The organism is uncultured Alcanivorax sp., from assembly GCF_947258575.1.
GTDB lineage: Bacteria > Pseudomonadota > Gammaproteobacteria > Pseudomonadales > Alcanivoracaceae > Alcanivorax.
In genome coordinates, this window is sequence record NZ_CAMYIV010000012.1 from 65,282 (window position 1) to 79,217 (window position 13,936).

Genomic DNA, 13,936 nt, shown 5'->3' on the forward strand with positions numbered 1-13,936 from the left:
TTGTTTATGATGAAGTTTGTTACCTGATTACGGGTGACGGGGAGAGCACGGAGCAGCATCGCTGCAACAGGGTTGCGAAATACAGCCTGGTGCTGTGAAGTATCCCCAGGGACGACCTATAAAAACTTGGAGGTATCTCAGAATGAAAAAGACGCTTATCGCTGCCACTCTGCTTGGCGCTTCTACTTCTGCCATGGCCGTAGCACCGGGTGGTCCGGGCTGTGGTTGGGGCAACTTGTTGTTCGAAGGCAACTCCGGTCTGCCCATGCACCTGCTGGCGACCATTGTGAACGGCACCTCCGGCAACGCCACCTTTGGTATGACTACCGGCACCAACGGTTGCGATACCAATGGTTCTCTGACCTACAGCGGCCAGAGCCTGCTGGGCATGACCGGTGTGATGGAAGAAGTGGCTCAGGATATGGCTACCGGTGAAGGCGAAGCCCTGACCGCACTGTCTGTATCCATGGGTGTCGAAGCTGGTGATCGTGCCCGTTTCAATGCCGCCATGCATGAAAACTTTGCTGTTATCTTTCCGCACCAGGATGTAACCGCCGAGGAAGTCATGGCCAGCATCACCGAGGTAATGAAGCAGGACGAGAGCCTGTCCAAGTACCTGGCGTAAACGGTTAACCACGTTTACTAACAAGCCCCGCCCAACGGCGGGGCTTTGTTTGTCTGATCTGCCATTGCAGATCCAGGCCTGAATTCTTCCCGCTCGAATCACGGATAATACCGGATGCGCACTGGACTGCTTTGTGTGCTGCTGTGCTGGATTGCCCCGGCGTTGGCCGCGAACCTCCCTCCCTCCCTGGTCGACCTTGCCGCTTCGTCACGATGGCAGGCGCTCATGCATGTGAATCCTGGTGCTACCCTGCGTGATCGGGGCCGCAGTTATATCGACGACGATAATTATTTCCTGGCGGATAACGGCAAGGATGATGTGCTTGCCGAATTGCGAGCAACGGTGACGGCGCTTGAGCCGGAGAAAGCGCCTGAACGTTGTCGTTTTCCCGCCCGCTATCGCTTTCTGGCCGGGCATTTAAGCTGGCAGGATGAGACTCCGTTTGCCCATTGCGAGGACTATTCCGAATGGCGTGCTGCGGTGCAGGCCAGTCGGGCCGTACTGGTTTTTCCGGCCGCGTATCTGAACAGCCCGTCGTCCATGTTCGGCCATACCCTGTTGCGCCTGGATCAGGGTGAAGACAGTGCGGTGTGGTTGTCCTGGGCGGTGAATTTCGGGGCGGTGTCCAGTGAGGCCGATAATTCCTTTTTCTATATCTATCGTGGGCTGGCCGGCGGCTACCCCGGTCGCTTTGCCCTGGTACCCTATGTGCAAAAAATTCAGGAATATTCCCACATGGAAAATCGCGACATGTGGGAGTACACCCTGGATCTGGATCAGCAGGAAATTGACTGGCTGATCGAGCATCTCTGGGAACTGAAAGACATCAATTTCGATTACTACTTTTTTGACGAAAATTGCTCCTTCCGTCTGCTGGAGCTGGTGGAGGTGGCCCGCCCGGATTCGCAGCTGCTCACGGAGCTGCGATTTGCCGAAGTGCCGGTGAATACGGTCCGTGCCCTGGACGATCGCGGCCTGATCAGTGAGCGTCATTACCGCCCCTCCAAGGCGGTGGAGCTGGATAATCTGCGTCGCCAGATGGCGCCCGATCAGCAGCAGTTGGCCCGTCGTCTTGCGGATGATCCCGGGTTAATGGAATCGGACGCGTTTCAGCAGGCCGGGGCGCAGCAGCAGGCGCTGATGGTGACCACCGCCTACCGCTATCTGCGGCTGGTCAATCGAAAAGGGGCCAGGGACCCGGAAGCCGCCAAGGATTCCTTTACCTTACTGACCGAGATGAACCGGCTGCCGAAGGTGGATGTGCCGGAAACCGTGGATCCCGAGCCGCCGGAATCCGGCCACGGCACCCAGATGCTGGCACTGGCGGGAGGCCAACGCGAAGGGAACCAGGATTTTGGCGAGCTGAGTTACCGGCTCACCTACCATGACTTGCTGGATAATAATTACGGGTTTTTGCGTGGCGCACAGATACAGGGACTTGGGCTGACGTTGCGCAGCACGGAATCCGGTGATCCACGACTGGAAGAACTGGATGTGGTGAGCATTCGCTCGCTGGCACCCCGTAACCGTTTCAGCAAACCGCTGAGCTGGTATGTGGAGGGTGGCCTGGAGAGGGCCTGGGCGGGGCGGCGCCGGCTGGTGCGTTATGTTCAGGGCGGCGCGGGTGGCAGCTGGGCCATGGGCAACTGGCAGCCCTACCTGTTAACCAGCCTGCGAATGGAAAATAATAGCGACTTCGATACCTTCCTCACCCCCGGGGCCGGGCTGGATGCCGGTCTGCTCTACCAGCGCGGGCGCTGGCAATGGCAAGTGGGCAGTGTGGGACATTACTTCACCAACGATACCTATCGACATACCTCCGAGCTTGCCGTGCACTGGGCCTTTGCCCGACAGCACGGGCTGCGGGCATCGCTGAGCCGGGAAGGCTGGCGCGGGGATGGCGATAACGAGTTCAAACTGCAATGGCGATGGTACTTCGACTGATCCTGCTGACCGGGCTAGCCATGGCGCTGACCGGCTGCAGCAAACTGTTCTTCTATCCCATGGAGCCCTGGGTGCAAAACCCGGAAAACCAGGGGCTCAACTACGAGGATGTGGTGCTGATCCATCCGCGCGGGCTGCGCCTGCATGGCTGGTGGCTGCCGGCCGCCGGTGAGGGTCATGTGCGCGGCACCGTGTATTTTCTCCACGGCAATGCCCAGAACATCAGCACCCACCTGGCCAGCGTGCAGTGGCTGCCGGCGCGGGGCTATAACGTTTTTCTGCTTGATTACCGGGGTTATGGCCTGTCAGAGGGCAAGCCAAAACTGCCGGCGGTATTCGACGATGTGCAGCTGGGGCTGGACTGGTTGCGCAATGCCAAGGGTGCTGAGGGCCCGCTGACGGTGTTTGGTCAGAGTCTGGGTGGCGCCATGGCAACCACGGTGCTGGGCGATACCGAGAATCAGGGCGCGGCGGACTGCGTGGTGCTGGAGGCGGCCTTTGCCAGCTATCGAGGTATCACCAGTGATGTGATGCAAGGGAGTTGGTTGTTGTGGCCACTGCGCTGGCTGGTGGTGCCGGGCATGCCCGGCCCGGACCTGGACCCGGAATCCCGTATTGCCGGGGTGGCACCGACGCCCTTGCTGGTGATGCACAGTGAAGACGACCCGATTATCCCCTATGACCACGGCAAGCGCTTGTTTGCCGCTGCCGACGAGCCGAAAACGTTCCAGCGCTTGCGCGGCGGACATATCGAAAGCACCCGGGATCCGTCGGTGCAGCAGCGCATAGTGGATTTTCTGCAGCACAATGGTTGCGCCGCAGCGGCGCCAACGCCGCCGGCCCGTAAGGACGGCATGGAGGGCTTGGCCCCGTTGCCGTTGCCACCTGCGCCAACCGGCAATAATGGCTACCGCTTTTGATGAAGGTATCTGCCGGGCGTGAGACTGAGCGTAGGGGGTAGATTAGGCCGAAGGGCGTAATCCACCATGAGCTGGGAGAGTGTTCGATGTGCCTGGTCTGGTGGATTACGCCCTTCGGCTAATCTACCCCCTACGGGTCAGGCGTTTCCTGCTGCTTCTGCTTTTCCCGTCGAATCAGCCGCGCGGCCAGCAGCCCCACCTCGAACAGAAACCACATGGGCAGCGCCAGCAGGGTCTGGCTAATGATATCCGGCGGGGTAAGCAACATTCCCACCACGAAACAGCCGACCACCACATAGGCGCGGGCGCCGGCCAGTTTTTCCACGGTGGTGGCGCCGGTGCTCACCAGCAGCACGATGGCGATGGGTAATTCAAAGGCCAGCCCGAACGCCAGGAACAGGGCCAGCACGAAATCCAGATAGCTGCTGATATCCGTGGTCACCGCCACCCCTTCCGGGGCAATGGCGGTAAAGAACTGGAACATCAGCGGAAATACCACGAAATACGCAAAGGCGGCGCCAGCGTAGAACAGCAGCACGCTGCTGCCCAGCAGGGGAATTGCCAGGCGCTTTTCATGCCGGTACAGGCCCGGAGCCACAAAGGCCCAGGCCTGATGCAGGATAAAGGGCATGGCCACGAAGATGCTCAGGTACAGGGTCAGTTTGAAGGGCGCCAGGAACGGTGAGGCGACGCCGGTGGCGATCATGCTGGTGCCTTCGGGCATGGCCTGCATCAGCGGTTTGGCCACCAGGGTGTACAGTTCCCGAGAGAAATAGAACAGCCCCAGAAACACCACGAAGATGGCTGCCATGGCTTTGAGCAGGCGATTGCGCAGTTCCAGCAAATGGGCAATCAGTGGTTGGCCGGAATCGTTGCTGGCGTCATTCATGGCGCGGTGGTTCCTGGGGTTTTTCGCTGTCGTCGGCGGCGTCCGCTTGCGAGTCGCGGGGCGTTCTCGCCTTGGCAATCTGTTCCGGGCTTAGCAGGCTTTCCTTGGCGTCGCGAATGCTGTCTTCGTCCAGGCCCATCTCGCGCATCTGCTTTTCCATGCGCTCGCGCATGTCCTGGGTCACCGCTTCGCGTTCCAGTTCGTTTTTCAGGTGGTTGAAAGTGGAGCGGGCACGGCCGACCCACTGACCGAGAGTGCGCGCCACGGTGGGCAGGCGCTCCGGGCCGAGCACCACCAGACCGATGATGAAAATCAGGGAAAGTTCGGCGAAGCCGATATCGAACATGGAAACCTCTTAACGGGGCATGGGAAAGCTCGAAGCCAGGCGAATCAGGCTTGGTCTTTTTCCTTGTCCTTCTCGGTTTTCTGCTCGGTGGTGTCCTTCTCGTCTTCGGCCAGACGCTTCTGGTCCTGCTCTTCCTCGCCGTCTTTCATGGCGTTCTTGAAGCCTTTTACAGCCCCACCCAAGTCGCCGCCCATATTGCGCAGTTTCTTGGTGCCGAACAGAAGAACCACGATGGCCAGAAGGATCAGTAACTGCCAAATGCTGATGCCGGAAAACATGCTGTCTCTCTCCAGTAGGTCAGGCGCCAATAGTCAGGGCGGTTCAGTGCTTGCTGCCGCGCGCCGCTTTTTCGTCATGGCCGGACAGGCCGAAGCGGCGCTCCAGTTCTGCCAGTACCTTGTCCGGGTGCTCTCCCAGTTTGGCCAACATGACCAGACTATGGAACCACAAATCTGCGGTTTCGCTGATCAGCGCATCGGTTTTGCCGCTGACTTCCGCGTCGCGGGCGGCGAGAATGGTTTCCACTGCCTCCTCGCCCACTTTTTCCAGGATCTTGTTCAATCCTTTGGCGTACAGGCTGGCCACGTAGGAGCTGTCCGGGTCGGAGCCCTTGCGGGATTCAAGCACCTGATGGAGCTGGCTGAGTATATCTGACATAGCGTTTGCACTTTCTTTATTGTTGGCGCCTGCTGCGGGCGGGCGCCGACGGATTATCCGGTGTGCCGCGGTGCGGTGCCACAGTCTAGCGCCGCCAGCTCCAGCTCACCAGCAGCATGGCAGCCGCGGCCAGTGGCCAGCTGAAATGGGGGGTTGCCAGCCACACGGCGGTGCCGGCGCAGCCCAGTCCTGCCAGACCGGCAAACAGCTTGTGCCGGTGGCGTAACAGGGCCTGTTCGAAGCGGGCTTCCAGGCGGTCCTGCTGGTAGGGCAGCTCGCGCAGGCTTTCCAGACCGTCGCGCAGCAAATCAGGCATCTCGGGTAGCTGGGCGGTCCATTCCGGCATGCGATTCTGTAGTTTTTTCAGTGTCGCGCTGGGGCCGTATTCGGCCAGCATCCAGGCTTCCAGCAGTGGCCGGCCGGTGCTCCAGATATCCAGCTGCGGGTAGATGCTGCGCCCCAGCCCTTCGATATGCACCAGGGTCTTCATCAGCAGGATGTACTGCACCGGCATTTCGATCTGGTAGTGGCGCGCCATATCGAACAGCTTCATCACCAGCGGCGCGAATTCCAGCTGGTCCAGCTGGGCGGACCGCACCGGCTCGACAATGTCGATCACGGCCCGCTCAAAGCGGGGGCGGTCGATGGGGGCGGTATTCCAGCCGGCGCGGATCACCGCATCCACCAGGGCGCTGTAATCTTCGCGCATGACGGCCAGCACCATGCGGCCCAGCACGTTCAGGTCTTCCTTCGACAAGCGCCCGGCGATGGCCGCATCTACAGCCATGTACTGGGGGGATTCCGGGTGTTCCGGGTTGACGAAGATGTTGCCCGGGTGCATGTCCGCGTGGAAGAAATTGAAACGGAATACCTGGGAAAAGAAGATTTCCACGCCCCGTTCTGCCAGCACCTTGGGATCAATGCCGGCGGCCTTGATGCGCTCGATATCATTCACCGGGATGCCATGGATGCGATCCATGATGATCACGGTGGGGCTGGAGAGCTCCAGATGAATGGCCGGAATGTGCAGCAGCGGGCTGAACAGGAAGTGCCGGCGCATGGTTTCGCTGTTGCGGGCCTCGGCAGCCAGATCCAGTTCCCCCAGGATGATGTCCCGATAATCCTGCACCACCCGGGCCGGGCGGAAGTAGCGGGCATCGCGCCATAACCTTTCCAGCCAGCGGGCACCGAAGGCCATCACCTTCAGGTCCCGTTGCACCACCGGGCGGATGGTGGGGCGCAGTACCTTGGCGACCACCTGCTGGCCGCTGTGCAGGGTGGCGGCATGGACCTGGGCCACGGAGGCGGCGGCCATGGGGGTGCTGTCAAAGTCGCGGAATACCTCATCGAAGGGCTGGCTCAGGCTGGCCGCGACCAGGTCCCGGGCCTGTTGCCCGTCGAAGGGGGCCACCTGGTCCTGCAGTCGCGCCAGGGCGCGGGTCCATTCCGGGGGCAGCATGTCCTGACGGGTGGCCATCAGTTGGCCGAACTTGATGAAGATGGGGCCGAGACGTTCCAGGGCTTTCTGCAGGCGCTCGCCTTCGCTGAGTTTGCCGGTGCCAAGCCAGCTTGAGGGCACCAGGAACGACAGGATCAGCAGCACATTGCGCAGCGGGTGCGAGGGCAGCAGGGCAATCAATCGGTAGCGGCACACCACATGGGCGACCACCAGAATGCGGGTAACGGGGAGCATCAGTCGGTGGCGCTCCCGTTGCTGGTGCTGCCGGGTCGCGCTGTGCGCAGGCGCTGGATGCGTGCATCCAGACGGTCCACGTCCATACGCAGCTCGTCCACGTCCTGACCGAATTCATAGACATCACGACGGCCGGGAGTCAGGCCGGATTCGTTGCCCACGTAGTCGGCCAGTTGCTCGGTCAGCCGACCGGCGGCCTGGCGAGCCCAGCCGAACAGGCGGCGGGCGCTGTAGTCCAGTTGCTGTGCCAGCTCCGAACCGGTCACAGGCTCAAGGATGGCGCCCCAGTCAATCTGCAGTTCGCGGGCCAGTTGCTGCATTTCCTGCAACAGTTCCCGGTTGCCGCTAATGTCCACCGGGCCGCCGATGACGCCGGGGCGGGTATTCCAGTTCAGCAGCAGGGAGGCCAGGTCCATGGGGTTGCCCTTTACCGTGACATCCGCGTTGGCATCACTGCGGTGGTATAACTCCACCCCGTCTTCCACGATCAGCGCATAGATGGCCAGCGGCGGTAAGGTCACCTCGATGGCCAGCAGGCGCCCGGCATGCAGCGCCAGCCGGTCGGCACTGGCCGGATCGGAGCGCAGGGCGGTGTTGATGGCTCTCTCCACCGTGGCCAGGGCCGTGGTGGAGAGCAGGCCGGGGGAGCGGGACTGGTCTTTCAGACTCAAAATTTGAACCCTCTATGCAGCGCCACGATGCCGCCCAGCATGTTGAAGTATTCGGTACGGGCGAAGCCGGCCTGGTCCATCATTCCCTGCAGGGTGTCCTGGTCCGGGTGCATGCGGATGGACTCGGCCAGGTACTGGTAGCTGTCCGCGTCATTGACGATCAGCTTGCCCAGTTTGGGCCATACCCCGAAGGAGTACAGCTCATAGGCCTTGGCCAGTGGCTTGTGTACCGGGGTGGAAAATTCCAGTACCAGCAGCCGGCCGCCGGGTTTCAGCACCCGCAGCATGGAGCGCAGTGCGGCATCCTTGTCGGTGATGTTGCGCAGGCCGAAGGCAATGGTGATGCAGTGGAAGCTGTTGTCTTCGAAAGGCAGGCATTCGCCGTTCACCTGGGTGACCTGGGTGTTATGGCTGCAGCCCGCATCGAACAGCCGGTCGCGGCCCACTTCCAGCATGGCGTCATTGATGTCCGCCAACACCACCTGGCCGGTTTCGCCGACAAGGCGGGAAAACTTGATGGCCAGATCGCCGGTACCACCGGCCAGGTCCAGTACCTTGTGCCCCGGTCGTACCCCGGCCAGTTCGATGGTCATGCGCTTGAGCAGGCGGTGGCTACCCATGGAAATCAGGTCGTTCATGACATCGTATTTGCCCGCCACGGAGCGGAATACGCCGGCCACTTTCTGCTGCTTTTCCTGCCACGGCACCTGCTGGTAACCGAAGTGGGTGACCTTGGTTTCGTCGTTCATGTCAGTCCTCGAAGGGGGCCGGGTGATGGTCATAGACCTTCTGCATGATGGTCTCTTCCCGTGCGGCCAGCTGCTCCAGCAGCAGGCCGACACTGGGCACTGGCTTCATCACCCGGAAGCTGCGATCCATGAAATCATACAGGTTCGCAAAGCCTGCCGCATGGGCCGGTCTGCGTACCATGCGAAAGGTGGTCTGTATCATTCGTGAGCGGATATAGCGGTCCAGCCGATGGCCAAGCTCGGCGACCAATTGTAGCTGGCGCTGGCGGGCAGCATGATGGCTTTGCTGGCGAAACCCCTTGAGGTAGGTCAGCTCGGTGAGCGGTTGATCCAGCTCGCTACCCAGCCAGTCGGTGACCTGCTCGTCCAGCTCCTGAGTGAGAATCGCGGCCTCCAGGGCGCTGGCGGAGGTGGCCATGACCTTGTCTGGCAGCAGCTTCATGGCCTTGGGCAGGGCGCGGCGGATTTCCCGGGCTACCGGCAGCAGTTCGCGACCGCCGTAGACTTCCTCGAGGAGAAAACGAATGCCCTCAGCCGTGGCGGGCGCGTTCAGAAGGTGACGATGGGTGTGCTTGAGACGTTCCCCCTGCCAGTCCTGCAGACGTTGCAGGCGGGCGAGAAACAGGGTGTCGTCGCCATGCTGGCGCAGGGCAAAGAAACGATCGAGATAGTGTTGAAGCTGTTCGCCGGCGGTCATGGTTTTTCCTCCGGCGGGGATAATAGCAGGAAAGCGGTCTGAGGTCGGAAGTCAGACATCTGACGCCATTGAATTCAGCGTCAGACGTCCGTCGTCAGACTTTAGACGTTTTACAGAATATACCGGCTCAGATCGTCGTCATCGGCCAGTTCACCCAGATAGCGATCCACCGCTTCGGCATCCAGTACCAGTGGCTTGTCATGATACTGGGTGGCCAGGGAGTCTGCGTCGAAGCTGATTTCCTCAAGCAGTTTCTCCAGCACCGTATGCAGGCGCCGAGCGCCGATGTTTTCGGTGCGTTCGTTGACCTGCCAGGCCACTTCGGCGATGCGCCGGATGCAGTCGTCGGTGATTTCCAGGTTCAGCCCTTCGGTCTGCAACAGGGCCTTGTATTGCTCGGTGAGCGAGCACTTGGGTTCGGTGAGAATGCGCTGGAAATCGTCCGGGCTGAGCGGGCTCAGTTCCACGCGGATCGGCAGCCGGCCCTGCAGCTCCGGGATCAGGTCGCTGGGCTTGGACAGGTGGAAGGCGCCGGAGGCGATAAACAGGATGTGATCGGTTTTCACCATGCCGTACTTGGTGGATACGGTAGAGCCTTCAATCAGCGGCAACAGGTCGCGCTGAACGCCTTCGCGGGACACATCGGTGCCGCCGCTCTCGCCGCGCTTGGCCACCTTGTCGATTTCATCCAGGAACACGATGCCGTTGTTTTCCACCGCATCAATGGCCTGCACTTTCAGCTCATCTTCGTTGACGAAGCGGGCGGCTTCCTCGTCGCGGATCAGTCGGTAGGCTTCGCGCACACGCAGTTTCTGGGTGCGCTTGTTACCACTGCCGCCCATTTTCGAGAACATCTGCTGCAGCTGGCTGGTCATCTCTTCCATGCCCGGCGGTGCCATGATTTCCACCCCGGCCGGGTTGCTGGACACCTCGATCTCGATTTCCTTGTCGTCCAGCTCGCCCTCGCGCAGCTTCTTGCGGAAGATCTGGCGGGTGCTGTTGTCAGTCTTGCTCTCTTCCTCGCCGCGGGCGGCGGGCAGCAGGGCGTCGAGGATGCGCTCTTCGGCGGCGTCATCGGCCTGGCTGCCAACGCGGGCAATGGCCTTTTCGCGCAGCATCTTGATGGCCATTTCCACCAGGTCGCGAATGATGGATTCCACGTCCCGGCCCACATAGCCCACTTCGGTGAACTTGGTGGCCTCGATCTTGATAAAGGGGGCGTCGGCCAGTTTGGCCAGGCGGCGGGCGATCTCGGTCTTGCCCACCCCGGTGGGGCCGATCATCAGGATGTTCTTGGGGGACACTTCGGCGCGCATTTCCGCCGGCAACTGCATGCGCCGCCAGCGGGTGCGCAGGGCCAGGGCCACGGCTTTCTTGGCGGCATCCTGACCGATGATGTGACGGTTCAGTTCAGAAACGATGTCTTTGGGAGTCAGTGCTGCCATGTTAGCCGTCCAGCTCTTCGAAGGTGTGGTTGTGGTTGGTGTAAATACAGATGTCGCCGGCGATGGCCAGGCTCTTGGCCACGATGTCGCGGGCGGACAGCTCGGTATTTTCCAGCAAGGCGGTGGCGGCGGACTGGGCGAAGGGGCCGCCGGAGCCGATGGCGATCAGACCGTGTTTTTCCGGCTCGATCACATCGCCGTTACCGGTGATGATCAGGGAGCTGTCCTTGTCGGCCACCGCCAACAGGGCTTCCAGACGGCGCAGGGCGCGGTCGGTGCGCCAGTCCTTGGCCAGTTCCACGGCGGCGCGGACCAGATGGCCCTGGTGCTTTTCCAGTTGTGCTTCGAAGCGCTCGAACAGGGTAAAGGCGTCGGCGGTGCCACCGGCAAACCCGGCAATCACCTTGTTGTGATAGAGGCGGCGTACCTTGCGGGCGTTGCCCTTCATGACTGTGTTGCCCAGGCTGACCTGGCCATCACCACCGATGACCACGTTGTTGCCCCGGCGAACGGAAACGATTGTCGTACCGCGATACTGCTCCACGGGCGTTCTCCTTTTGTCTCGTAGAAGGGGAGGTAAGGGCGGGGGGGAGGGTATTCAAGGGAAGAGGGGCAATTGATAGTTGATAATGGATAATTGATAACTCGCGAGGAGGCTTGGTGCCGCGCAAGCACAGAGGGCCGCGGCCATGGCCTGATTGCGGCTTTTGTCCTTTGAGAGCCGAAGCCCTGTATTGAGCCGTTATCAATTATCCATTATCAACTATCAATCAACCGCAGGAGCTTGATTCATCCCGCATCGCTTGCAGGCAAGCTCCTACAGTTGGGAAACACTCACTTCTTCATCTTGATCGGCAAGGTCTCGATGCCGTTGCCGGCCAACGTGTCCTGGGCCCGATGCATGGCGTTAAGGTTGTCGTAGGGGCCAATCATGACCCGGTGCCAGCTGTCACCGCTTTCCAGGTCCACGGACTGGATGGCGGCGTCGAAGCCCTTGAGGATCAGCTCCGCCCGGCGGCGGTCGGCATCTTCATTGCGGCGGAAGCTGCCGGCCTGCAGCAAGTAGCGTTCGTTGCTGGAGCGAGTGCCGGCGTCCGGCTTGCGTTCGCTGGTGGACTTGTCCTGCGTGGTGTCACGGCTCTTGCGGGTGCCGGAATCGCTTTCATTCTGCGGCACGATCACTTCCATTTTCGGCAGTACCGCATAGAAGTCGAATTGCGGGGAGTCGTCGCTGCTGTCCTTTTTCGGGGCGGGTTTGGTCGGCTTGGCAGGTTGTTCCGGTTTCTGTGCCACCGTGCCGTTGCCTCCTTGCTCCAGCTGGGTCTTGCCCAGGTGAAACAGAAAGGCCACAAACAAGCCGACCATCAGCCCGGTGAACAGCCACACCCACCCAGGAACCTGGCGTTGCGTCTTCTTGCGTACCGGGCCGCGGCTGGCCCCTCGTTTGCTGGTGTTCTTTGCCATGGGGTGTCCTGTGGTTCTCGGCTACATCCGTTCGAGCGGGCTCAGGCCCAGCAGTTCCATACCCTGTTTCAGGGTGCGGGCAGTGAGGGCAGCCAGCTTCAGGCGGCTTTGTTTGAGGGCCTCATTGTCGCCGGAGAGGATCGGGCAATGCTCGTAAAATGTGGAAAACAAGCCGGCCACATCATACAGGTAGGTGCACAGCAGGTGCGGCAGGCCTTTTTCGGCCACGCCCTCCAGCACTTCCCCGAATTGCACCAGGCGGGCGGCCAGGGCCTGTTCCGCCTCTTCCTGCAGCAGGAAGTCGCCGCTCACCTCGGCCATGTCCAGGCCGGCCTTGCGGAATACGCTGGCCACCCGGGTGTAGGCGTAGAGCAGGTAGGGGGCGGTGTTGCCCTCGAAGCTGAGCATCTGCTCGAAATTGAAGATGTAGTCACTGCTGCGGTTCTTGGACAGGTCCGCGTATTTCACCGCGCCAATGCCCACGGCATGGGCGATGGTGCGCAGGGCCTGGTCGTCCAGGTCCGGGTTCTTGTCGCGGACCAACGTATAGGCCCGCTCTTCGGCTTCATCGAGCAAGTCGATCAGTTTCACGGTGCCGCCGTCACGGGTCTTGAAGGGGCGGCCATCCGGGCCGTTCATGGTGCCGAAGCCCATGTGTTCCAGCTCGGTGTCTTCCGGCACAAAGCCAGCCCGCTTGGCCAGGCTGAACATCTGCTGGAAGTGCAGGGCCTGGCGCTGGTCAACGAAGTAGAGCATGCGATCGGCATGCAGGGTGCCGGCCCGGTAACGCAGGGCGGCCAGGTCGGTGGTGGCGTAGAGATAGCCACCGTCGGCTTTCTGCACGATCACTGGCAGCGGGGCGCCTTCCTTGTTCTTGAATTCGTCCATGAACACGCACTGGGCGCCCTGGTCTTCGCTGAGCAGGCCTCTGGCGTCCAGGTCGCTGACCACCCGGGCCAGGTCATCGTTGTAGGCGCTTTCGCCGCGCACGTCCGCCGGGGTCAGGCTCACGCCCAGGCGGTCATAGACGGCTTGGCAGTGGCTCAGGGAGACGCTGTTGAATTCCCGCCACAGGGCCAGGCAGTCTTCGTCGCCGGCCTGCAGTTTGACCACCAGGCTGCGGGCGCGGGTGGCGAAGTCGTCGGAGTCGTCGAAGCGTTGTTTGGCGGCGCGGTAGAAGCCTTCCAGGTCTCCCAGTTCGCGGGACAGCTCGGTGTCGCTTTCCTCGCTTTTCTGTTCTTCCAGGTAGGCCAGCAGCATGCCGAACTGGGTGCCCCAGTCGCCCACGTGGTTCTGGCGGACGACCTGGTGGCCGAGAAATTCCAGGGTGCGCACCACGGCATCGCCAATGATGGACGAGCGCAGGTGCCCCACGTGCATTTCCTTGGCCAGGTTGGGGGAGGAATAGTCCACCACTACGGTCTGTGCCTGCTCCGGGCGGGCCACGCCCAGATGCTCGTCGGCGAGGGCCTGATCCAGCAGGCCGGTGAGCCAGTCATCGGCCTGGAAGAAATTGATAAACCCGGGACCGGCGATCTCCACTTTGGCCACGGCGTTATCCGTTGGCAGGGCGGCAATCAGTTTTTCCGCCAGGTCGCGGGGCTTCATGCCGGCGGGTTTGGCTAGCATCAACGCGATATTGGTGGCGAAGTCGCCGTGGCTCTTGTCCTTGGTGCGGTCGATCTGCGCCGGGCGCTTGGCGTCGGCGGGCAGGCTGCCCTCGGCAATCAGGGAGTCCAGGGCGCTGTCGATCAGGGTAATTAGGCGTTCTTTCATGGCATTCTTTTGTGGAGGGCATCTGGGCCGTTCGATTGGGCGGCGATTGTACGGGAAAAG

The 13,936-nt window shown here is 61.4% G+C and carries 15 protein-coding genes; 3 read left to right on the forward strand and 12 right to left on the reverse strand.

The window, feature by feature from the left end; genetic code table 11:
- Positions 1–142: 142 nt before the first annotated feature.
- From Q0Y02_RS13780 to Q0Y02_RS13790, 3 genes are all read left to right on the forward strand, one after another.
- Positions 143–625, forward strand: coding sequence for a DUF3015 domain-containing protein (locus Q0Y02_RS13780; RefSeq protein WP_297769626.1), 483 nt, complete (start codon positions 143–145; stop codon positions 623–625).
- A gap of 114 nt (positions 626–739) precedes the next feature.
- Positions 740–2,569 (forward strand): DUF4105 domain-containing protein, encoded by a 1,830-nt coding sequence (locus Q0Y02_RS13785; protein WP_297769629.1) that lies wholly within the window; start codon positions 740–742, stop codon positions 2,567–2,569.
- Positions 2,548–3,489 carry an alpha/beta hydrolase gene (locus Q0Y02_RS13790; RefSeq protein ID WP_297769632.1) on the forward strand — a complete coding sequence of 314 codons (942 nt, stop codon included), beginning with the start codon at positions 2,548–2,550 and terminating at the stop codon, positions 3,487–3,489. The genes Q0Y02_RS13785 and Q0Y02_RS13790 overlap by 22 nt, the downstream gene beginning before the upstream one ends.
- Before the next feature lie 130 nt (positions 3,490–3,619).
- Here Q0Y02_RS13790 and tatC read toward each other — a convergent pair whose 3' ends face one another.
- The 12 genes from tatC to argS all read right to left on the reverse strand — a co-directional run bounded on the left by tatC (position 3,620) and on the right by argS (position 13,876).
- Complete coding sequence (tatC, locus tag Q0Y02_RS13795) at positions 3,620–4,378, reverse strand: twin-arginine translocase subunit TatC (RefSeq protein ID WP_297769635.1); 759 nt, start codon at positions 4,376–4,378, stop codon at positions 3,620–3,622.
- Positions 4,371–4,724, reverse strand: a complete 354-nt coding sequence (gene tatB / locus Q0Y02_RS13800) for a Sec-independent protein translocase protein TatB (RefSeq protein WP_297769638.1) — start codon at positions 4,722–4,724, stop codon at positions 4,371–4,373. The genes tatC and tatB overlap by 8 nt, the downstream gene beginning before the upstream one ends.
- 44 nt (positions 4,725–4,768) lie before the next feature.
- Complete coding sequence (tatA, locus tag Q0Y02_RS13805; RefSeq protein ID WP_297769642.1) at positions 4,769–5,002, reverse strand: Sec-independent protein translocase subunit TatA; 234 nt, start codon at positions 5,000–5,002, stop codon at positions 4,769–4,771.
- Positions 5,003–5,045: 43 nt separating this feature from the next.
- Positions 5,046–5,381 carry a phosphoribosyl-ATP diphosphatase gene (locus Q0Y02_RS13810; RefSeq protein ID WP_035245151.1) on the reverse strand — a complete coding sequence of 112 codons (336 nt, stop codon included), beginning with the start codon at positions 5,379–5,381 and terminating at the stop codon, positions 5,046–5,048.
- An 85-nt stretch (positions 5,382–5,466) separates the two neighbouring features.
- Positions 5,467–7,074, reverse strand: a complete 1,608-nt coding sequence (locus tag Q0Y02_RS13815) for an AarF/UbiB family protein (protein WP_297769647.1) — start codon at positions 7,072–7,074, stop codon at positions 5,467–5,469.
- Positions 7,074–7,745, reverse strand: coding sequence for an SCP2 sterol-binding domain-containing protein (locus Q0Y02_RS13820; protein ID WP_297769651.1), 672 nt, complete (start codon positions 7,743–7,745; stop codon positions 7,074–7,076). The genes Q0Y02_RS13815 and Q0Y02_RS13820 overlap by 1 nt, the downstream gene beginning before the upstream one ends.
- A complete protein-coding gene (gene ubiE / locus Q0Y02_RS13825) occupies positions 7,742–8,494 on the reverse strand; it encodes a bifunctional demethylmenaquinone methyltransferase/2-methoxy-6-polyprenyl-1,4-benzoquinol methylase UbiE (RefSeq protein WP_297769653.1) in 753 nt (250 codons plus the stop codon). Before ubiE ends, Q0Y02_RS13820 begins: the two co-directional genes overlap by 4 nt.
- Before the next feature lies 1 nt (position 8,495).
- Complete coding sequence (locus Q0Y02_RS13830) at positions 8,496–9,191, reverse strand: hypothetical protein (protein WP_297769656.1); 696 nt, start codon at positions 9,189–9,191, stop codon at positions 8,496–8,498.
- Between the two features lie 110 nt (positions 9,192–9,301).
- Positions 9,302–10,636 (reverse strand): ATP-dependent protease ATPase subunit HslU, encoded by a 1,335-nt coding sequence (hslU, locus tag Q0Y02_RS13835; RefSeq protein WP_297769659.1) that lies wholly within the window; start codon positions 10,634–10,636, stop codon positions 9,302–9,304.
- Between the two features lies 1 nt (position 10,637).
- Entirely contained in the window at positions 10,638–11,180 is a 543-nt protein-coding gene (gene hslV / locus Q0Y02_RS13840; protein WP_297769662.1) for an ATP-dependent protease subunit HslV, read from the reverse strand.
- A 290-nt stretch (positions 11,181–11,470) separates the two neighbouring features.
- A complete protein-coding gene (locus Q0Y02_RS13845; RefSeq protein WP_297769664.1) occupies positions 11,471–12,100 on the reverse strand; it encodes an SPOR domain-containing protein in 630 nt (209 codons plus the stop codon).
- Positions 12,101–12,121: 21 nt separating this feature from the next.
- On the reverse strand, positions 12,122–13,876 hold the full coding sequence (gene argS / locus Q0Y02_RS13850; RefSeq protein ID WP_297769667.1) for an arginine--tRNA ligase: 1,755 nt from the start codon (positions 13,874–13,876) through the stop codon (positions 12,122–12,124).
- Positions 13,877–13,936 lie beyond the last annotated feature (60 nt).